Origin of the sequence: Liquorilactobacillus sicerae, assembly GCF_029916425.1 — a bacterium.
GTDB classification, from domain to species: domain Bacteria; phylum Bacillota; class Bacilli; order Lactobacillales; family Lactobacillaceae; genus Liquorilactobacillus; species Liquorilactobacillus sicerae.
This window is the reverse complement of record NZ_JAHAVQ010000015.1, coordinates 34,961-52,476: the sequence shown is the minus strand read 5'-3', so window position 1 is coordinate 52,476 and position 17,516 is coordinate 34,961. Positions and strand designations below refer to the sequence as shown.

Here is a 17,516-nt window from a genome sequence, read left to right as displayed (position 1 = left end):
TTAATAAAATAGTTTTTTAGCTCGGCTAGTTTAACTAGCCGGGCCTTTTTATTAAAGAATCAAAACGATTAGCAGACTTGATGCCAGTAGCGGCAAGAAAGGAATTTTATTTTCTCGAAAATACCAACAATAAACTATTCCACCTAGTGAGGCAATCAAAAGTAGAAACAATAATTTATTGAAACCGACACAATAATAAATAGTAATTAAAAAAATTAGATCACCGCTGCCAAGCCAGTGGTTAAGCACGAAGAAACTAAGAATGACAAATAAAAGACAAATGAGATCAAAACTTTGAAAACAAAATTTATTGACAAACAGTGAGCCTAATAGAAAAAACAGATTTCCCGACCAAAGAATGATAGCTGAAACCACCATCGTGTGCCAATCTTCAAGCGCTAGCCAACTGCTCCAACAAACAAGTAGATAAATCAAAATAAGTTCTAGTGAATTATGATAGTTAAAACTAAGCAAAAGGAATTCTACTCCAAAAAAGAATTCACAAAATGTACTATTGAAAGCAATCGATCGTTGACAATACCGACATTTACCGCGCAAAACAATGATGCTGAACAGTGGGATCAATTCAAGCCAGCCCAATTGATGAAGACAGTGATCACAAAAAGAACGTTTAATTTTTAAGGAAAGCCGGTGTTGCATTCGCCAGTGTGAACACCAGAAAAAAGATCCCCAGCAACAACCTAAGCTGAAACATAAACAAGCTATAATCATAAATTTTCCTCCTCAGCAGATAAATACGCAAAATGAAGAAACAATTTAGGTTGACAAGCTTTTATATATCGTGGTAACCTAGTCAAGGTGCTTTATGTGAACAGTTCTTCCGTACTGTGCGGAACATGCTGACTGTGGAACGTTAGCATTCATAGTACGTTTGGGCTTTTATTTTTACAAAAAAATGAACCGCCTGGATGTGTGTACTTAAATTAGAGAAAATATTAGGAGGAGAAGCATTAGATGCCAACAATTAATCAGTTGATTCGTAAAGGGCGCAAATCAAAGACTTCTAAGTCAAATTCGCCTGCTTTAAACTTCGGTTACAACAGTTATAACAAAGCTCAGACTAACAATCCTGCACCACAAAAACGTGGAGTAGCTACTCGTGTCGGGACTATGACCCCCAAGAAGCCTAATTCAGCTTTGCGGAAGTATGCTCGTGTTCGTTTGTCAAACTTAATCGAAGTTACTGCTTATATTCCTGGAATTGGTCATAATTTACAGGAACATAGTGTTGTTTTGATTCGTGGTGGCCGTGTTAAAGACCTTCCTGGTGTTCGTTATCATATCGTTCGTGGTGCTTTGGATACAGCCGGTGTAACTGATCGTAAACAGGGCCGTTCGAAGTATGGTACTAAGAAACCAAAGAAGTAATCAAGTTAAAAAGGAATATTAGGAGGTTATTTAAATGCCAAGAAAAGGTGCAGTTTCAAAGCGTGAAGTGCTCCCAGATCCAATTTACAAATCTAAATTGGTTACGCGCTTGATCAACCATTTAATGATCGATGGCAAACGTGGGACAGCTTCAAAAATTTTGTATGAAGCTTTCGATTTAATTAAAGAACAGACTGGCAATGAACCATTGGACGTTTTTGAAGAAGCTATGAAAAATGTTATGCCAGTACTTGAAGTTCGTGCTCGGCGTGTCGGTGGATCTAACTATCAAGTGCCGATTGAAGTTCGTCCTGACAGAAGAACAACATTAGGCTTACGTTGGATCGTAAACTATTCTCGTCTTCGCGGCGAACATACGATGCCAGAAAGATTAGCAAAAGAAATTATCGATGCAGCAAATAATACTGGTGCTTCAGTTAAAAAACGTGAAGATACACATAAAATGGCAGATGCAAACCGAGCATTTGCACATTATCGTTGGTAATTTTTAGTAAATGGCTATTATATGGTTTGGGTAAACCCTTATAGTAGTCATTTTTTTAAGGAACTACAATTGATTTTTTGAGATTGGTCATAATTCTGAAAGGAGAGAAATTCTCAAAGATGGCTAATAAACGTGAATTTCCGCTTGAAAAAACGCGAAACATTGGGATTGTTGCTCATATTGATGCAGGGAAAACTACAACAACTGAACGTATTCTTTACTACACTGGTAAAATTCACAAAATTGGAGAAACTCATGATGGTGATTCTCAAATGGACTGGATGGCTCAGGAAAAGGAACGTGGAATTACAATTACATCAGCTGCTACGACGGCACAATGGAAAGATCATCGAATCAACATCATTGATACTCCAGGACACGTTGATTTTACTGTTGAAGTTGAACGTTCTTTACGTGTGCTTGATGGTGCAGTTGTTGTTTTAGATGCACAATCAGGTGTTGAACCCCAAACTGAAAATGTTTGGCGTCAAGCCACGACTTATTCAGTTCCAAGAATCGTTTTTGTCAACAAAATGGATAAAATCGGTGCAGATTTTGACTATTCAGTCAGCACTATTCATGATCGCTTGCAGGCTAATGCGGTAGCTGTTCAAATGCCGATTGGTGCTGAAGATAATTTTGAAGGTGTTATCGACTTAGTTGAAATGAAAGCCGATATTTATGATGAAGATAAATTAGGTTCGAAATGGGATACAGTCGATGTTCCTGATGATTATAAAGCAGAAGCACAAAAACGTCGTGAACAAATGATTGAAGAAATTGCTGATGTTGATGACGGTATTATGGAAAAATATCTTGGTGGCGAAGAAATCACTGTTGAAGAAATTAAAGCAGCGATCCGTAAAGCTACTTTGAATTTGGAAATTTATCCAGTATTTGCTGGTTCAGCTTTCAAAAACAAGGGTGTTCAGATGATGCTTGATGGTGTGAATGACTATTTGCCTTCCCCATTAGATGTTAAGCCTTATAAAGCCACTGATCCAGATACTGATGATGAAGTTGAATTGACAGCTGGCGACGATAAGCCATTTGCTGGTTTAGCCTTTAAGATTGCAACCGATCCATTTGTTGGACGTTTGACTTTCTTTAGAGTTTATTCTGGAACGCTTGAATCTGGCTCTTATGTTTTGAATGCAACTAAAGATAAACGTGAACGTGTTGGACGTTTACTGCAAATGCATTCAAATCATCGTAAAGAGATCCCTGAAGTATTTTCAGGTGACATTGCTGCTGCAATTGGTTTAAAAGCAACTACAACCGGTGATTCCTTGACAGATGTTGATCATCCATTGATCCTTGAATCAATGGATTTCCCAGATCCAGTTATCCAAGTATCAATTGAACCTAAAACTAAAGCTGATCAAGATAAAATGGATGTTGCTTTACAAAAACTGGCTGAAGAAGATCCAACCTTTAAAGCTGAAACTAATCCTGAAACTGGTGAAACTTTAATTGCCGGCATGGGTGAATTGCATTTGGATATCATCGTTGATCGGATGCGGCGTGAATTTAAAGTTGATGCTAGAGTTGGTGAGCCACAAGTTGCTTATCGTGAAACCTTCACCAAACAAGTTTCAGTTCAAGGCAAGTTTGTTCATCAGTCTGGTGGTAAAGGCCAATATGGTGATGTTTGGATTGAGTTTACTCCAAATGATGAAGGCAAGGGCTTTGAATTTGAAGATGCAATTGTCGGTGGCGTTGTTCCACGTGAGTATATTCCAGCTGTTGAGGCCGGTCTAAAAGAAGCTATGAAGAATGGTGTTTTAGCAGGCTATCCGTTGATTGATGTGAAAGCTAAGCTCTATGATGGTAGCTATCACGAAGTCGATTCAAGTGAAGCGGCATTCAAAATTGCAGCTTCACTAGCTTTGAGAAATGCTTCCAAAGTGGCAGGTGCAGTAATTCTTGAACCAATTATGCGGGTGGAAATTGTGGCCCCTGAGGATTACTTAGGAGATGTTATGGGACACGTAACTGCCCGTCGCGGCCGAGTTGAAGGAATGGAAAACCGTGGTAATGCCCAAATGGTTAAAGCCTTTGTTCCACTTGCGGAAATGTTTGGTTATGCTACAACTTTGCGTTCTGCAACCCAGGGTCGTGGTACATTTACTATGACTATGGATCATTACGAACCAGTACCAAAATCAATTCAAGAAGAAATTATTAAGAAAAATGGCGGGAATGCTGCCTAAAACCAAAAAAGGAAACTCAGTTTGAGTTTCCTTTTTTGATTTAAATGATGCTTGCAGCTAAACAATTTTTGAAATGCCGCAAAGCCCATTGATGTCCTTGTGGATCAAAACTAGCGACAGCTAATTGCGGTACCACGATCTTAAAATTCTTATTATAAGCATCAATAGCTGTGTGTAAAACACAAATATCAGTACAAACGCCAGTTAACCAAAGCTCATCGATTTTGCGACTGCGTAGATAGTTTTCTAAATTTGTATTAGCAAAAGCTGAATAGCGATTTTTGTCAAGAAAACAAACGTGGGAATTTTCCTGGTTTTGTTGATACCAGTCGTTAACTTTTCCAAATAATTTTCTTCCCCACGTATCTTTGAGGTTATGAGGTGGGAAAAGATTGGTTTCTGGATGATAAGGGTCTTTTCTTTGATGCAGATCAGTTGGAAAGATGATCCAGTGATTTTTTTTCAAAAACGAGTTAGCTAATGAAAGAATTGCTTTCTCAATTTTTTGACCAGGTTGACCACAAGTTAATGCTCCTGAATCAGCTACAAAGTCGTTTGTATAATCAATTATCAATAATGCTTTTGGCAAAATAGCACCTCCTTGGCTCTACCTTAATCCAAAAGATACACTTTTTTTGAAAAAAAACAAGAATTAATAATTTTATTCTTGATTTGAATGGAGAAAACAGTTATTATAGTAAGGTACTTGTCATGGGATGAGTGCGCACAATTACTGATTGTGTGAGCATTGATGCGAAAGGTTGCGACACACCCGGAAGCATTGCCATGGGGTGCGGCGGTAATTTTCGCGGAGCTAGTCTTATTTTTAAAATAGACGAAGGAGGGAATAAAATGGCAAAACAAAAAATTCGGATTCGTTTAAAGGCATACGAGCATCGGATTCTCGACCAGTCAGCAGACAAAATCGTTGAGACTGCTAAGAGAACAGGGGCTGCAATTTCAGGTCCAATTCCGTTGCCGACAGAGCGGACATTGTACACGGTGATTCGTGCACCACATAAATATAAGGATTCACGTGAACAATTCGAAATGCAAACACATAAACGTTTAATCGATATTATCAACCCAACACCAAAAACAGTTGATTCATTGATGAAACTGGATTTGCCAAGCGGCGTTGATATTGAGATCAAGCTGTAATTTAGAGAGAAAATCAAATTTAAATTTGGAGGTGTAGACATGACCAAAAAAGGAATCTTAGGAAAAAAAGTAGGTATGACGCAAGTCTTTGCTGAAAATGGCGAATTGATCCCAGTTACTGTTGTTGAAGTTGGATCTAACGTTGTTTTGCAAGTCAAAACTGCTGAAAATGACGGTTACGAGGCTGTTCAATTAGGTTTTGATGATTTACGCGAAGTCTTAGCTAACAAACCTGCTAAGGGTCATGCAGCAAAAGCAAAAACTGCTCCTAAGCGCTTCATTCGTGAAATCAGAGATGTTGAGCTGGGAGACTATAAAGTAGGAGACGAAGTAAAAGCTGATATCTTTGCAGCTGGGGATGTAGTTGACGTTACCGGCACATCGAAAGGCCATGGCTTCCAAGGCAACATTAAACGCTGGGGACAATCACGTGGACCAATGGCTCATGGTTCTCGGTACCATCGTCGTCCAGGATCAATGGGTGTTATTATTAACCGTGTTTTCAAAGGCAAGGTTTTACCGGGTAGAATGGGTAACAAACGGGTAACAATTAAAAACCTGCAAATTGTTAAAGCTGATACCGACAATAATGTTTTGTTGATCAGAGGAAATGTTCCTGGTGCAAACAAATCATTAGTAACGATTACTGGCACAGTAAAAGAAAAATAATTAGGAAAGGAGGAAGTTTAAATGCCGACAGTTGCATTATATAAGCAAGATGGTAGCAAAAATGGTGAGGTTTCATTAAGCGAAGAAGTTTTTGGAATCACACCAAATGAAAGTGTTGTGTTTGACGCTGTACTTATGCAGCGTGCATCTTTACGTCAAGGAACTCATGCGGTAAAGAATCGGAGTGCAGTTTCTGGTGGTGGTAAAAAGCCATGGCGTCAAAAAGGAACCGGTCGCGCTCGTCAAGGTTCAATTCGTTCACCGCAATGGGTTGGTGGTGGAACCGTCTTTGGACCAACACCACGTTCATACAGTTATAAACTTCCGAGAAAAGTTCGTCGCTTAGCAATCAAGTCTGTTTTGTCGCAAAAAGTGGTCGATCAAGGATTGATCGTTGTTGATAAATTAACTTTTGAAGCACCAAAAACCAAAGATTTTGCTAAAGTTTTGGCAAGCTTGGATGTTGCGACTAAAGTTTTAGTAGTTCTTGAAGATGGCAATGACTTGGCTGCTTTATCAGCTCGTAATTTGGCAAATGTTACGGTCATTAATGCTAAGAATGTCAATGTTTTAGATATTCTTAATAATGATAAGTTAGTCATGACTCAAGAAGCTCTTTCTCAAGTAGAGGAGGTTCTTGCATAATGGAATCACAAAAAATAATTTTAAAACCAGTTATTACTGAGGCATCTACAGCTGATATGGATAGCAAACGCTATGTTTTTGATGTAGCAACTCAAGCAACAAAGCCACAAATTAAAGCTGCAATTGAAGAAATGTTTGATGTTAAAGTAGTAAAACTGAATGTTATCAATGTCAAAGGTAAGAAAAAACGCGTTGGTCGTTTTGTTGGTTACACTAACAAACGTCGCAAAGCAATTGCAACCTTGAGTACCGATTCAAAAGCGATCAAGTTTTTTGAAGAATAATTAACATAGGAGGGAATTCACGTGGGGATCAAGAAATTCAAACCGACCTCAAACGGCCGTCGCAATATGACTGGTTCCGATTTTTCAGAAATCACCAAAACTGTGCCTGAAAAATCCTTACTAGTTTCACAGAGCAAGACAGCTGGCCGTAACAGTTATGGTCGTATTACGGTTCGTCATCGTGGTGGCGGTCATAAACGTCAATATCGTTTGATTGACTTCAAGCGACTTAAAGATGATGTTCCAGCAACAGTCAAGGCGATTGAGTATGATCCAAATCGCTCGGCCAACATTGCATTGTTGGTTTATGCTGATGGTACTAAGTCATATATCATTGCACCAAAGGACTTAGAAGTAGACCAAGTAGTGCAATCAGGTGATAATGCAGATATTAAAGTTGGAAATTCTAAAAAGCTTTCAGAAATTCCAGTTGGAATGATTGTTCACAATATTGAGTTAAAACCTGGCAAGGGTGGTCAATTAGTTCGTGCTGCGGGTACCTCTGCACAAGTTTTAGGTAAAGAAGATAAATATGTTTTAGTTCGGCTTAACTCTGGTGAAGTTCGTATGATTTTAGCTGATTGTCGAGCAACTATTGGAGCTGTTGGTAATGAACAGCATGAATTGATCAATAGTGGAAAAGCAGGCCGGACACGCTGGGCTGGTCGTCGTCCAAAGGTTCGTGGTTCTGTTATGAACCCTAACGATCATCCACATGGTGGTGGTGAAGGTAAAGCTCCTGTTGGTCGTCCAAGTCCAATGTCTCCGTGGGGCAAAAAGACCGCTGGTTACAAGACACGTTCGAAGAAGGCAAAATCTGATAAGTTTATTGTGCGTAAGCGTAATGCCTAAGCTTAAATTAGTTGTTTAAAATCTTTTAAGTCCGAAAGGAGGATTTACATTGAGTCGCAGTTTGAAAAAAGGACCTTTTGCAGATGCTCATTTAATGAAAAAAATTGAAGCACAAGCAGATAAAGAAAAGAAATCAGTTATCAAGACTTGGTCGCGTCGTTCAACAATTTTCCCAAGCTTCATTGGTTATACAATTGCCGTTTATGACGGACGTAAGCATGTTCCGGTATATATTCAAGAAGATATGGTTGGTCATAAATTAGGAGAATTTGTACCGACCCGGACATTCCATGGCCATGGAACAGATGACAAAAAAACAGCTGTTAAGTAAGGGAGGGTTATAAATGGCTGAACAAGTTACATCAGCAAAAGCAACTGCCAAAACAGTTCGAATCCCTGCTCGTAAAGCACGGCTGGTGATTGATCTGATTCGCGGTAAAAGTGTTGCCGAAGCTTTAGGTATTTTGAAATTTACTCCAAGAGCTGGAGCTACTATTATTGAAAAAGTTTTAAAATCTGCAATTGCCAATGCAGAAAATAATTTTGATCTTGATGCAGAGGATCTTGTAGTCAGTGAAGCATTTGTCAACGAAGGACCAACCTTGAAACGTTTTCGTCCAAGAGCTAAAGGTTCAGCTTCTCCGATCAACAAACGAACAAGTCATATTACAGTCGTTGTATCAAGCAAATAAGGAGGGATAATGCGTGGGTCAAAAAGTAAATCCAACTGGATTGCGTGTCGGAATTATTCGTGATTGGGATGCTAAATGGTATGCTGAAAAAGATTTTGCGGATAATTTGCATGAAGATTTGCATATTCGGAAATACATTCAGACAAAGTTAGCTGACGCTTCGGTTTCAACCATTGAAATTGAACGTGCTGCTAAGAGAGTAAATATTTCAGTTCATACAGCCAAGCCAGGAATGGTCATTGGTAAAGGTGGAGCTGAGGTAGAAAAGCTTCGTAATCAATTAAATAAATTAACTGGCAAACGTGTTCACATTAATATCGTTGAAATCAAAAAACCGGATCTTGATGCTAAATTGGTTGGAGAGGCAATTGCTGAGCAGTTGGAAAATCGTGTTGCATTTCGTCGGGCCATGAAGCAAGGAATTCAACGGACAATGCGAGCTGGAGCCAAGGGTATTAAAGTCCAGGTTGCTGGTCGTTTAAATGGAGCAGATATGTCTCGAGTTGAGCATTTTTCTGAAGGAACTGTTCCACTGAATACATTACGTGCGGATGTTGATTATGCCTGGACAGAAGCAGCCACAACTTATGGTAGATTGGGTGTTAAAGTTTGGATCTATCGTGGAGAGGTGCTGCCTGAGAAAAAGGCAAACCGCGAAGGAGGGAAATAGTCTATGTTAGTACCAAAGCGGACAAAGCATCGTCGTGAATTTCGCGGTAAGATGCGGGGTGAAGCTAAGGGCGGTAAGACCATAGCATTTGGAGAATATGGTCTACAAGCACTTGATTCACATTGGATTACAAACCGTCAGATCGAAGCTGCCAGAATTGCTATGACGCGTTATATGAAACGTGGTGGAAGAGTTTGGATTAAAATTTTCCCTCATAAATCATATACATCAAAAGCAATTGGTGTTCGGATGGGTTCTGGGAAAGGTGCTCCTGAAGGTTGGGTATCTCCAGTAAAACGTGGTAAAATTTTGTTTGAAATTGGTGATGTTTCTGAAGAAGTTGCACGTGAAGCATTTAGATTGGCTTCTTACAAACTGCCTATCAGAACTAAGTTTGTAAAACGTGAGGAAGTAGGTGGCGAATCGAATGAAAACTAAAGAAATTAAAGAATTAACCACTGCTGAAATGCTCAAAAAAGAAGAAGAATTTAAGAAAGAGTTTTTTAATCTGCGTTTTCAACTTGCAACTGGTCAGTTGCAGAATACTGCTAGATTAAAGGAAGTTCGTAAGTCGATTGCTCGTATTAAGACTGTTTTACGACAAGAAGAACTTAAGAAATAGAATACGAAAAGGGGGCAAATAAAGCATGGCTGAAACTCGCAATCAACGTAAAGTTTATCAAGGTCGGGTCGTTTCTGACAAAATGGATAAAACAATTACCGTTGTCGTTGAAACATATAAAAATCATAAAGAATACGGCAAACGTGTTAAATATTCAAAGAAATTCAAAGCTCATGATGAGAATAATGAAGCAAAAATTGGCGACGTTGTACGGATCATGGAAACACGTCCATTGTCAGCGACCAAGCGTTTTCGTTTAGTTGATGTCGTTGAGAAAGCAGTTATTATTTAATGCTTAGATTCTTAGATTAATTAGCGATCTACTTGATTCGTATTCTGATTTGTTTGCGAAAGGAGGACACATCCAGTGATCCAACAGGAAAGTCGTTTAAAAGTTGCTGACAACTCTGGAGCTCGTGAAATTTTAGTAATTAAAATTTTAGGGGGTTCAAGAGTTAAAACAGCAAATGTCGGTGATATTATTGTTGCTACGGTAAAACAAGCAACACCAGGTGGCGTTGTCAAAAAGGGCGATGTTGTCAAAGCAGTAGTTGTACGGACAAAATTTGGTACGCATCGTGTTGACGGTTCTTACATTAAGTTCGATGAGAATGCTGCAGTTATTATTAATGATGACAAATCACCAAAAGGGACTCGTATTTTCGGACCGGTGGCACGTGAATTACGTGATGGAAACTTTATGAAAATTGTTTCCTTAGCACCTGAAGTATTGTAATTTAAGCCAATTGCTCAAGGAGGTGCGAAGATGTTCGTAAAAAAGAATGATAAAGTAAAAGTAATTGCTGGTAAAGATAAAGGCAAGGAAGGCGTTGTTGAAAAAGTCTTATTGAAAGAGCAACGTGTAATTGTTAAAGGTGTTAACGTAATTAAAAAACATCAAAAACCAAGCAATACTAATCCAAACGGTGGAATTGTTGAGGTTGAAGCACCGATTCATGTATCAAATGTTGCTGTGCTTGATCCTTCAAACAACCATCCAACTCGTGTCGGCCACAAGATTGTCGACGGCAAAAAAGTCCGTTTTTCAAAAAAAAGCGGTGAAATTTTAGATAAGTAAATCGAGAAGGGAGGATAAAATCTTCATGACAAATCGTTTAAAAGAAAAGTATGATAAAGAGATCGTTCCTGCTTTAATGGAAAAGTTTAATTATACTTCAATTATGCAAGTGCCAAAGGTTGAAAAAATTGTGATCAACATGGGTGTTGGTGATGCTGTTTCGAATTCAAAGAATTTGGATGAAGCTGTTGAAGAATTGACATTGATTTCCGGTCAAAAGCCAATTATTACGAAAGCAAAGAAATCGATCGCTGGCTTCCGCTTACGTGAAGGAATGCCGATTGGCACAAAGGTAACTTTACGGGCTAGCCGGATGTATGATTTTCTTGATAAATTAGTTTCGGTTTCATTGCCGCGTGTTCGTGATTTTCATGGCGTTAGCAAACGGGCCTTTGATGGTCGCGGAAATTATACATTAGGAATTCGTGAACAATTGATTTTCCCAGAAATTGATTTTGATGATGTTAACAAAGTTCGTGGGATGGATATTGTTTTAGTAACCACTGCTCAGACTGATGAAGAGGCACATGAACTATTGACAAAACTAGGAATGCCATTTGCTAAATAAAAGGGGGTTTTACATTGGCTAAAAAATCACAAATTGCTAAGAACAAACGTCCAGCAAAGTTCTCGTCACAGGAATATACACGTTGTGCACGTTGTGGACGTCCTCATTCAGTTTATCGCAAATTTAAGTTATGCCGTGTTTGCCTGCGTGAACTGGCACATAAGGGCCAGATTCCTGGTATGAAAAAGGCTAGCTGGTAAATTATATTTTTTGAAAAAGGAGGGCAAAATCAATGGCCATGACAGATCCGATTGCAGACTTTTTGACACGGATTCGGAATGCTAGTTTAGCTAAGCATGAATCAGTAGAAATTCCGGCATCAAAAATCAAGCATGATATTGCAGAGATCTTAAAAAATGAAGGATTCGTTCGGGATGTTGAATACATCGATGATAATAAGCAGGGTATGATCCGTATTTTCTTAAAGTACAGCAAAGACAATGAGCGTGTAATTTCTGGAATTAAACGTATCTCTAAACCCGGTTTGAGATCATATGTTAAATCTGACGCTGTTCCTAAAGTTCTAAATGGTTTGGGAATTGCAATTCTTTCGACTTCTGAAGGAGTTATCACGGACAAACAAGCGAGAGCAAAGAAAATTGGTGGAGAAGTTCTTGCCTACGTTTGGTAAAATTAAAAAGCAGGGAGGTGTAACTTGTGAGTCGAATTGGTTATAAAGAAGTTGTATTGCCGGCGGGTGTTGAAGTAAAAAAAGATGGCGGCAAAATTACTGTCAAAGGGCCTAAGGGTGAATTGACACGTGAATTTTCTGACAAAATCTCTTTTGAAATTAAAGATAATGTTGTCAAGTTTGATCGTTCAGCTGATGATAGCAAAACAAGGGCGTTACATGGAACAAGTCGAGCTAACTTTCATAATATGGTACTTGGTGTCACAGAAGGTTTCAAGAAGGAACTTGAGCTTAGAGGTGTCGGTTACCGTGCTCAAATGAAAGGCAAGACCTTGATTTTGAACGTTGGTTATTCTCATCCAGTAGAATTCGAATCAACAGATGAAATCAAACTTGAAGCACCTTCAGCAACTTCAATTGTTGTGTCAGGTATTTCAAAAGAAAAGGTTGGCGACCTTGCTGCAAGGATTCGCTTGACTCGTGCCCCAGAGCCTTACAAGGGTAAAGGTATTCGCTACGTTGGTGAATATGTACGTCGCAAGGAAGGCAAGACTGGTAAATAATTATTAACTATTTAAGAGGTGAAAATTTTGATTACAAAACCAGACAAAAATAAAACACGGCAAAAACGTCATTTCCGTGTTCGTGGAAAAGTCTCTGGTACAGCTAAGTGCCCACGCTTAAATGTTTATCGTTCAAACAAAAACATCTACGCTCAAGTAATTGATGACGTAGCGGGTGTGACGCTTGTTAGTGCCTCTACATTAGACGAAGAAGTTAATGGCAAAACCAAAACAGAACAGGCTGCTTCAGTTGGTGCGTTAGTCGCTAAGCGTGCTGTTGAAAAAAGTATTAAAGAAGTTGTCTTTGATCGTGGCGGTTATTTATATCATGGTCGGGTTGAAGCATTGGCTGATGCTGCTCGCGAAAATGGATTAGACTTTTAATCAAGGGAGGGAAATAGTTTATGGCTTTTATTGATCCAGCAAAATTGGATTTAGAAGATCGTGTGGTTGCTATCAATCGGATCACAAAAGTGGTTAAAGGTGGACGTCGTTTGCGTTTTGCTGCCTTGGTAATTGTTGGTGATCACAACGGTCATGTAGGATTTGGAACTGGGAAAGCACAAGAAGTTCCGGATGCTATTCGCAAAGCAGTTGATGCAGCTCGTAAGAATTTGATCGAGGTGCCAATGGTTGGAGAAACATTACCACACGAAGTTTTAGGTGAGCACAGTGGTAGTCGAATTTTATTAAAACCTGCTATTGCTGGTTCTGGTGTTGCAGCTGGTGGAGCTGTTAGGGCCGTTATGGAATTGGCTGGTGTTGCTGATGTAACTAGTAAATCACTTGGTTCAAACACTCCAGTCAACGTTGTTAGAGCAACGATGAACGGATTGGCAAAGCTGAAGAGTAATGCTGAAGTGGCTGCTTTACGCGGCGTTTCAACGCAACATTTAGTTGAATAAGGAGGGCGTTAGAAAATGGCAAATTTAAAAGTTACATTAACTCGTAGCGTCATTGGCCGTCCGCAAAAACAACGTGAGGTAGTTAAAGCTCTAGGCCTTGGACGTATTAATAGTTCAGTTGTTTTACCTGATAATGCAGCAACTCGTGGTGCAATTGCAAAAATCAATCACTTGGTTGCAGTTGAATTAGCTGATTAAGAAAATTCTGAATTAAAGGAGGTGCCTTTTTGGTGAAATTGCATGAATTAAAAGCAAATGAAGGTTCTCGTCAAGTTCGTAATCGTGTTGGTCGTGGAACTTCATCTGGTAATGGCAAGACTGCTGGCCGTGGTCAAAAGGGTCAAAAAGCACGTGGCAAAGTTCGCTTGGGCTTTGAAGGTGGTCAGATGCCATTGTTCCGGCGGATGCCAAAACGTGGTTTTAAAAATATTAATCGTAAAGAATATGCAGTTGTAAATTTAAAGATGCTTGATACTTTTGAAGATGGTACAGAAGTTACGCCAACTTTGTTAGTTGAAAAGAAAATTGTTAAAAATGAAAAAGCTGGTGTGAAAGTTCTTGGCAATGGTCAATTAACTAAAAAGTTAACTGTTAAAGCAAATAAATTTTCTGCAGCTGCAAAAGAAGCAATTGAAGCTGCTGGCGGTCAAGCTGAGGTGATTTAATGCTTAAAACGATGAAGAACGCTCTAGCTGTCAAAGATATTCGTAATAAGATTCTGTTTACTCTAGGCGTCTTGATTGTATTTCGTTTAGGCACATATATCACGGTCCCTGGGATCAACGCTAAAGCTTTGAATAGCGTTGCATCTTCAGGGTTAGTTAGTATCTTAAACACTTTCAGCGGTGGCGGTTTGACTAACTATTCGATTTTGGCAATGGGAGTTTCACCATATATTACCGCACAAATTGTTGTTCAATTATTGCAAATGGATATTGTTCCACGATTTGTAGAATGGAGCAAACAAGGTGAAGTGGGTCGCCGAAAATTAAATCAGACGGCAAGATATTTGACGATCGTGTTGGCCTTTGTACAATCAATTGGTATTACTGCAGGTTTTAATGCTTTAAGCAGTTTAAACTTAGTGACGGACCCAAGCGTTAAAACTTATGTCAGTATTGGTATTATTTTAACAGGTGGTTCGATGTTTACTACCTGGCTAGGTGATATGATAACTGATCGAGGATTTGGTAATGGTATTTCTGTGATCATTATGGCCGGCATTCTTGCCAGAATGCCAAGTGCGATCCATCAAGTTTATGTTGAGCAGTTTGTTGATTCGACGCCAAGTGATTATTGGCAAGGAGCACTCTATGTTTTAGTATTAGTCATTGCAGTTTTGGTAATTGTTTCATTTGTGACCTTTGTGGAACAGGCAAATTATAAAATTCCGATTCAATATACTCGACGTTTAGCAGGAGCAACTGATAATTCCTATTTACCACTGAAAATTAATGTTGCCGGTGTTATTCCCGTTATTTTTGCCAGTTCGTTTATTGCTACTCCTCAAACGATTTTAATGGTCTTTACCCAAAATCATTCTGAAGATACTTGGTACCAAGTGTTGACGAATTTGTTTAATATGCAAAAACCTGCTGGAATGGTCCTATATACGATTTTGATCGTTTTGTTTACTTTCTTTTATGCTTTTGTTCAGGTTAATCCTGAAAAGTTGGCGAAAAACCTTCAAAAGCAAGGAAGCTACATCCCAAGCGTTTGGCCTGGGAAAGAAACTGAAAGTTACGTTTCAAAATTATTAGTACGTTTGAGTTCGGTAGGTTCGTTGTTTCTTGGCTTAGTTTCGTTGATTCCATTAATTGCTTCAAGCATTTGGGGGTTAGACGAATCAATTGGTTTAGGTGGTACCAGCTTATTGATTGTAGTTGGTGTTGCGCTTGAATCAATTCGGCAATTAAAAGGTATGATGATGAAGCGGGAGTACGTCGGATTTATTCGTAAATAATAATTAATGAGTTGGATATCATTTAATTCAAAATGAATTCAGCTTTTTACATTTATTAGAAATTATTTTTGGAGGTCAAAGTTATGACTGCATTGAATTTAATGCTGATGGGCTTACCGGGTGCTGGTAAGGGCACGCAGGCTGAACGAATCGTCGATCAGTATCAAATACCGCATATTTCTACTGGAGATATTTTTCGGGCAGCAATTCAGAACCAAACAGAGATGGGAATGCAAGCCAAATCATTTATTGATCGTGGTGAGCTGGTTCCTGATGAAGTGACCAACGGAATTGTTTGTGATCGTTTAGCTGAGGCCGATACTAAGGCTGGTTATTTACTAGATGGTTTTCCAAGAAATCTTGCACAGGCAAAAGCTTTGGAAAAGATGGGAACAAATCTTGATCGTTCATTGGCAGCAGTGATCAACATTCATGTTGATCCAGCTTCTTTGATGAAACGTTTGACTGGCCGGTATATTTGTCGTCAATGTGGTGCGACGTATCATAAAATTTTTAATCCAACCAAAAAAGCTGGCATCTGTGATCGTTGCGGTGGTACTGATTTCTATCAGCGTGAAGATGATCGTCCAGCAACGGTTAAAAATCGTTTAGATGTTAATCTAAAAATGAATACGCCACTGCTTGATTTTTATGAAAAAAAAGGCTTACTGTATCAAGTTGATGGTAACCAGGAAATCAATCAAGTTTTCAAGGATATTCAAAAAGTTTTGGTAGGATTAGAAAATTAGGATTAGTTAGTTGCATCAATCCCATGAGAATGGTATACTATTTCAGGTTTATCTTTTCAATGGGGCAGTCTGTCCATTTTTTAGATTAATCAATGCGGTTTGGTCAGATAACAGGATCGAACGTATTTGATCGATCAGGTGAGAAGCTAAAAGACCATTTAAGGAGGTACTTTTACGTGGCGAAAGATGATGTGATTGAAATTGAAGGCAAAGTTAAAGAAACTTTGCCCAATGCGATGTTCAAGGTTGAACTCGAAAATGGACATGAAATTTTGGCTCATGTTTCTGGGAAAATCAGGATGCATTACATTCGAATTTTACCAGGTGACAGAGTAACAGTTGAAATGTCCCCTTACGATTTAACTAAGGGACGCATTACCTATCGCTTTAAATAGATTGTACTTCAAATTTTATCGGGAGGTATAATTCATGAAGGTAAGACCATCAGTAAAGCCAATGTGTGAACACTGTAAAGTTATTAAGCGCAAAGGACGTGTTATGGTAATTTGTTCAAATCCCAAGCATAAGCAACGTCAGGGATAATTAATTTAAAAATTTAGGAGGTGTAATTGTTATGGCTCGTATTGCAGGTATTGATCTGCCACGTGATAAAAGAATCGTGATCGGATTAACTTACATTTATGGAATCGGTAATTCAACTGCTCAGAAAATTTTGGCTGATGCAGGAGTATCAGAAGATGTGCGCGTTCGTGATTTAACTGCTGACCAAGAGGATAAGATCCGTGCAGAAGTTGATCACTACAAAGTTGAAGGTGACTTACGTCGTGAAGTTAGCTTGAACGTTAAACGTTTGTCTGAAATTGGTTCATACCGAGGTCTTCGTCATCGTCGTCATTTACCTAGTCGCGGACAAAACACGAAAAATAATGCTCGGACATGCAAAGGCCCAGCTACATCAATTGCTGGAAGAAAGAAATAATAGGATAAGGAGGGTTATCAGTTAATGGCTGTTAGAAAGAGTTCTCGTAAACGCCGAATCAAAAAAAATATTGAAAGCGGAGTAGCACATATCCATTCAACCTTCAATAATACATTAGTTATGATCACTGATGTCCATGGGAATGCTATTGCTTGGTCTTCAGCTGGCGCATTGGGCTTTAAGGGAAGTCGTAAGTCGACACCTTTTGCTGCTCAAATGGCTGCGGAAGCCGCAGCTAAGGATTCAATGGAACACGGTATGAAATCTGTTGAAGTAGCTGTTAAAGGTCCAGGTTCTGGACGTGAAGCTGCCATTCGTGCTTTACAAAGTACTGGACTGGAAGTTACTTCAATTCGTGATGTGACACCTGTTCCTCATAATGGATGTCGTCCTCCAAAGCGTCGCCGTGTTTAATAT

32 protein-coding genes are annotated in these 17,516 nt (G+C 39.0%); 30 read left to right on the top strand and 2 right to left on the bottom strand.

Going from position 1 to position 17,516, the window contains the following annotated elements; genetic code table 11:
* Positions 1–51 precede the first annotated feature (51 nt).
* Entirely contained in the window at positions 52–732 is a 681-nt protein-coding gene (locus tag KH893_RS13210) for a prepilin peptidase (protein WP_427860248.1), read from the bottom strand.
* 243 nt (positions 733–975) lie between these two features.
* On the opposite strand from KH893_RS13210, the gene rpsL reads away from it, so the two are divergent.
* The 3 genes from rpsL to fusA all read left to right on the top strand — a co-directional run bounded on the left by rpsL (position 976) and on the right by fusA (position 4,107).
* Positions 976–1,389: a 30S ribosomal protein S12 gene (gene rpsL / locus KH893_RS09700; RefSeq protein ID WP_281165952.1), complete on the top strand. Its 414-nt coding sequence runs from the start codon at positions 976–978 to the stop codon at positions 1,387–1,389.
* Positions 1,390–1,423: 34 nt separating this feature from the next.
* Positions 1,424–1,894 (top strand): 30S ribosomal protein S7, encoded by a 471-nt coding sequence (gene rpsG, locus KH893_RS09695; RefSeq protein WP_281165950.1) that lies wholly within the window; start codon positions 1,424–1,426, stop codon positions 1,892–1,894.
* Between the two features lie 119 nt (positions 1,895–2,013).
* Positions 2,014–4,107: an elongation factor G gene (fusA, locus tag KH893_RS09690; RefSeq protein WP_281165949.1), complete on the top strand. Its 2,094-nt coding sequence runs from the start codon at positions 2,014–2,016 to the stop codon at positions 4,105–4,107.
* A 40-nt stretch (positions 4,108–4,147) separates the two neighbouring features.
* On the opposite strand, the gene KH893_RS09685 is transcribed toward fusA, so the two are convergent.
* On the bottom strand, positions 4,148–4,696 hold the full coding sequence (locus KH893_RS09685) for a cysteine hydrolase family protein (RefSeq protein WP_282564750.1): 549 nt from the start codon (positions 4,694–4,696) through the stop codon (positions 4,148–4,150).
* Positions 4,697–4,959: 263 nt separating this feature from the next.
* On the opposite strand from KH893_RS09685, the gene rpsJ reads away from it, so the two are divergent.
* From rpsJ to rpsK, 27 genes are all read left to right on the top strand, one after another.
* Positions 4,960–5,268, top strand: a complete 309-nt coding sequence (rpsJ, locus tag KH893_RS09680; protein WP_281165948.1) for a 30S ribosomal protein S10 — start codon at positions 4,960–4,962, stop codon at positions 5,266–5,268.
* 39 nt (positions 5,269–5,307) lie between these two features.
* Positions 5,308–5,937, top strand: coding sequence for a 50S ribosomal protein L3 (gene rplC, locus KH893_RS09675; RefSeq protein ID WP_281165947.1), 630 nt, complete (start codon positions 5,308–5,310; stop codon positions 5,935–5,937).
* 21 nt (positions 5,938–5,958) lie between these two features.
* The gene (gene rplD, locus KH893_RS09670) at positions 5,959–6,582 is read left to right on the top strand and encodes a 50S ribosomal protein L4 (protein WP_281165946.1); all 624 of its coding nucleotides are present in this window, start codon (positions 5,959–5,961) and stop codon (positions 6,580–6,582) included.
* The gene (gene rplW / locus KH893_RS09665; RefSeq protein WP_281165945.1) at positions 6,582–6,866 is read left to right on the top strand and encodes a 50S ribosomal protein L23; all 285 of its coding nucleotides are present in this window, start codon (positions 6,582–6,584) and stop codon (positions 6,864–6,866) included. The genes rplD and rplW overlap by 1 nt, the downstream gene beginning before the upstream one ends.
* A 21-nt stretch (positions 6,867–6,887) precedes the next feature.
* On the top strand, positions 6,888–7,718 hold the full coding sequence (gene rplB, locus KH893_RS09660) for a 50S ribosomal protein L2 (protein WP_281165944.1): 831 nt from the start codon (positions 6,888–6,890) through the stop codon (positions 7,716–7,718).
* Positions 7,719–7,767: 49 nt separating this feature from the next.
* Positions 7,768–8,049 (top strand): 30S ribosomal protein S19, encoded by a 282-nt coding sequence (rpsS, locus tag KH893_RS09655; protein WP_010580231.1) that lies wholly within the window; start codon positions 7,768–7,770, stop codon positions 8,047–8,049.
* Positions 8,050–8,062: 13 nt separating this feature from the next.
* Entirely contained in the window at positions 8,063–8,410 is a 348-nt protein-coding gene (rplV, locus tag KH893_RS09650; RefSeq protein WP_010580230.1) for a 50S ribosomal protein L22, read from the top strand.
* Positions 8,411–8,423: 13 nt separating this feature from the next.
* Positions 8,424–9,080, top strand: coding sequence for a 30S ribosomal protein S3 (gene rpsC, locus KH893_RS09645; protein ID WP_281165943.1), 657 nt, complete (start codon positions 8,424–8,426; stop codon positions 9,078–9,080).
* A 3-nt stretch (positions 9,081–9,083) separates the two neighbouring features.
* Complete coding sequence (gene rplP / locus KH893_RS09640; RefSeq protein WP_281165942.1) at positions 9,084–9,518, top strand: 50S ribosomal protein L16; 435 nt, start codon at positions 9,084–9,086, stop codon at positions 9,516–9,518.
* A complete protein-coding gene (gene rpmC / locus KH893_RS09635; protein ID WP_281165941.1) occupies positions 9,508–9,702 on the top strand; it encodes a 50S ribosomal protein L29 in 195 nt (64 codons plus the stop codon). Before rplP ends, rpmC begins: the two co-directional genes overlap by 11 nt.
* 25 nt (positions 9,703–9,727) lie before the next feature.
* Complete coding sequence (gene rpsQ, locus KH893_RS09630; protein WP_281165940.1) at positions 9,728–9,994, top strand: 30S ribosomal protein S17; 267 nt, start codon at positions 9,728–9,730, stop codon at positions 9,992–9,994.
* Between the two features lie 75 nt (positions 9,995–10,069).
* Positions 10,070–10,438, top strand: a complete 369-nt coding sequence (gene rplN, locus KH893_RS09625) for a 50S ribosomal protein L14 (protein ID WP_281165939.1) — start codon at positions 10,070–10,072, stop codon at positions 10,436–10,438.
* Between the two features lie 30 nt (positions 10,439–10,468).
* Complete coding sequence (rplX, locus tag KH893_RS09620; RefSeq protein ID WP_281165938.1) at positions 10,469–10,780, top strand: 50S ribosomal protein L24; 312 nt, start codon at positions 10,469–10,471, stop codon at positions 10,778–10,780.
* A 25-nt stretch (positions 10,781–10,805) separates the two neighbouring features.
* Positions 10,806–11,348, top strand: a complete 543-nt coding sequence (gene rplE / locus KH893_RS09615; protein ID WP_281165937.1) for a 50S ribosomal protein L5 — start codon at positions 10,806–10,808, stop codon at positions 11,346–11,348.
* A 14-nt stretch (positions 11,349–11,362) separates the two neighbouring features.
* Positions 11,363–11,548, top strand: coding sequence for a type Z 30S ribosomal protein S14 (locus tag KH893_RS09610; RefSeq protein WP_010580222.1), 186 nt, complete (start codon positions 11,363–11,365; stop codon positions 11,546–11,548).
* Positions 11,549–11,580: 32 nt separating this feature from the next.
* Entirely contained in the window at positions 11,581–11,979 is a 399-nt protein-coding gene (gene rpsH, locus KH893_RS09605; RefSeq protein WP_281165936.1) for a 30S ribosomal protein S8, read from the top strand.
* Positions 11,980–12,005: 26 nt separating this feature from the next.
* On the top strand, positions 12,006–12,542 hold the full coding sequence (gene rplF / locus KH893_RS09600) for a 50S ribosomal protein L6 (RefSeq protein WP_281165935.1): 537 nt from the start codon (positions 12,006–12,008) through the stop codon (positions 12,540–12,542).
* Positions 12,543–12,560: 18 nt separating this feature from the next.
* Positions 12,561–12,926, top strand: coding sequence for a 50S ribosomal protein L18 (gene rplR, locus KH893_RS09595; protein WP_281165934.1), 366 nt, complete (start codon positions 12,561–12,563; stop codon positions 12,924–12,926).
* 20 nt (positions 12,927–12,946) lie between these two features.
* Positions 12,947–13,447, top strand: coding sequence for a 30S ribosomal protein S5 (rpsE, locus tag KH893_RS09590; RefSeq protein WP_281165933.1), 501 nt, complete (start codon positions 12,947–12,949; stop codon positions 13,445–13,447).
* Between the two features lie 15 nt (positions 13,448–13,462).
* Positions 13,463–13,645 (top strand): 50S ribosomal protein L30, encoded by a 183-nt coding sequence (rpmD, locus tag KH893_RS09585; RefSeq protein ID WP_281165932.1) that lies wholly within the window; start codon positions 13,463–13,465, stop codon positions 13,643–13,645.
* Positions 13,646–13,677: 32 nt separating this feature from the next.
* Positions 13,678–14,112 (top strand): 50S ribosomal protein L15, encoded by a 435-nt coding sequence (gene rplO / locus KH893_RS09580; RefSeq protein ID WP_281165958.1) that lies wholly within the window; start codon positions 13,678–13,680, stop codon positions 14,110–14,112.
* The gene (secY, locus tag KH893_RS09575) at positions 14,112–15,410 is read left to right on the top strand and encodes a preprotein translocase subunit SecY (RefSeq protein WP_281165931.1); all 1,299 of its coding nucleotides are present in this window, start codon (positions 14,112–14,114) and stop codon (positions 15,408–15,410) included. Before rplO ends, secY begins: the two co-directional genes overlap by 1 nt.
* Positions 15,411–15,493: 83 nt before the next feature.
* On the top strand, positions 15,494–16,159 hold the full coding sequence (locus tag KH893_RS09570; RefSeq protein WP_281165930.1) for an adenylate kinase: 666 nt from the start codon (positions 15,494–15,496) through the stop codon (positions 16,157–16,159).
* A gap of 176 nt (positions 16,160–16,335) precedes the next feature.
* Positions 16,336–16,554, top strand: a complete 219-nt coding sequence (infA, locus tag KH893_RS09565; RefSeq protein WP_010580213.1) for a translation initiation factor IF-1 — start codon at positions 16,336–16,338, stop codon at positions 16,552–16,554.
* A 34-nt stretch (positions 16,555–16,588) separates the two neighbouring features.
* Positions 16,589–16,702 (top strand): 50S ribosomal protein L36, encoded by a 114-nt coding sequence (rpmJ, locus tag KH893_RS09560; protein WP_003689393.1) that lies wholly within the window; start codon positions 16,589–16,591, stop codon positions 16,700–16,702.
* A 31-nt stretch (positions 16,703–16,733) separates the two neighbouring features.
* Positions 16,734–17,099 (top strand): 30S ribosomal protein S13, encoded by a 366-nt coding sequence (gene rpsM / locus KH893_RS09555; protein ID WP_281165929.1) that lies wholly within the window; start codon positions 16,734–16,736, stop codon positions 17,097–17,099.
* Positions 17,100–17,123: 24 nt separating this feature from the next.
* Positions 17,124–17,513 carry a 30S ribosomal protein S11 gene (gene rpsK / locus KH893_RS09550; RefSeq protein ID WP_281165928.1) on the top strand — a complete coding sequence of 130 codons (390 nt, stop codon included), beginning with the start codon at positions 17,124–17,126 and terminating at the stop codon, positions 17,511–17,513.
* Positions 17,514–17,516 lie beyond the last annotated feature (3 nt).

Excerpts from the sequence above, each read along its gene's own strand:
- KH893_RS13210 (WP_427860248.1), bottom strand. The coding sequence starts at position 732 with ATGATTATAGCTTGTTTATGTTTCAGCTTAGGTTGTTGCTGGGGATCT.
- rpsL (WP_281165952.1), top strand. The coding sequence starts at position 976 with ATGCCAACAATTAATCAGTTGATTCGTAAAGGGCGCAAATCAAAGACT.
- rpsG (WP_281165950.1), top strand. The coding sequence starts at position 1,424 with ATGCCAAGAAAAGGTGCAGTTTCAAAGCGTGAAGTGCTCCCAGATCCA.
- fusA (WP_281165949.1), top strand. The coding sequence starts at position 2,014 with ATGGCTAATAAACGTGAATTTCCGCTTGAAAAAACGCGAAACATTGGG.
- rpsJ (WP_281165948.1), top strand. The coding sequence starts at position 4,960 with ATGGCAAAACAAAAAATTCGGATTCGTTTAAAGGCATACGAGCATCGG.
- rplC (WP_281165947.1), top strand. The coding sequence starts at position 5,308 with ATGACCAAAAAAGGAATCTTAGGAAAAAAAGTAGGTATGACGCAAGTC.
- rplD (WP_281165946.1), top strand. The coding sequence starts at position 5,959 with ATGCCGACAGTTGCATTATATAAGCAAGATGGTAGCAAAAATGGTGAG.
- rplW (WP_281165945.1), top strand. The coding sequence starts at position 6,582 with ATGGAATCACAAAAAATAATTTTAAAACCAGTTATTACTGAGGCATCT.
- rplV (WP_010580230.1), top strand. The coding sequence starts at position 8,063 with ATGGCTGAACAAGTTACATCAGCAAAAGCAACTGCCAAAACAGTTCGA.
- rplP (WP_281165942.1), top strand. The coding sequence starts at position 9,084 with ATGTTAGTACCAAAGCGGACAAAGCATCGTCGTGAATTTCGCGGTAAG.
- rpmC (WP_281165941.1), top strand. The coding sequence starts at position 9,508 with ATGAAAACTAAAGAAATTAAAGAATTAACCACTGCTGAAATGCTCAAA.
- rpsQ (WP_281165940.1), top strand. The coding sequence starts at position 9,728 with ATGGCTGAAACTCGCAATCAACGTAAAGTTTATCAAGGTCGGGTCGTT.
- rplX (WP_281165938.1), top strand. The coding sequence starts at position 10,469 with ATGTTCGTAAAAAAGAATGATAAAGTAAAAGTAATTGCTGGTAAAGAT.
- rplE (WP_281165937.1), top strand. The coding sequence starts at position 10,806 with ATGACAAATCGTTTAAAAGAAAAGTATGATAAAGAGATCGTTCCTGCT.
- rpsH (WP_281165936.1), top strand. The coding sequence starts at position 11,581 with ATGGCCATGACAGATCCGATTGCAGACTTTTTGACACGGATTCGGAAT.
- rpsE (WP_281165933.1), top strand. The coding sequence starts at position 12,947 with ATGGCTTTTATTGATCCAGCAAAATTGGATTTAGAAGATCGTGTGGTT.
- rpmD (WP_281165932.1), top strand. The coding sequence starts at position 13,463 with ATGGCAAATTTAAAAGTTACATTAACTCGTAGCGTCATTGGCCGTCCG.
- secY (WP_281165931.1), top strand. The coding sequence starts at position 14,112 with ATGCTTAAAACGATGAAGAACGCTCTAGCTGTCAAAGATATTCGTAAT.
- KH893_RS09570 (WP_281165930.1), top strand. The coding sequence starts at position 15,494 with ATGACTGCATTGAATTTAATGCTGATGGGCTTACCGGGTGCTGGTAAG.
- rpmJ (WP_003689393.1), top strand. The coding sequence starts at position 16,589 with ATGAAGGTAAGACCATCAGTAAAGCCAATGTGTGAACACTGTAAAGTT.
- rpsM (WP_281165929.1), top strand. The coding sequence starts at position 16,734 with ATGGCTCGTATTGCAGGTATTGATCTGCCACGTGATAAAAGAATCGTG.
- rpsK (WP_281165928.1), top strand. The coding sequence starts at position 17,124 with ATGGCTGTTAGAAAGAGTTCTCGTAAACGCCGAATCAAAAAAAATATT.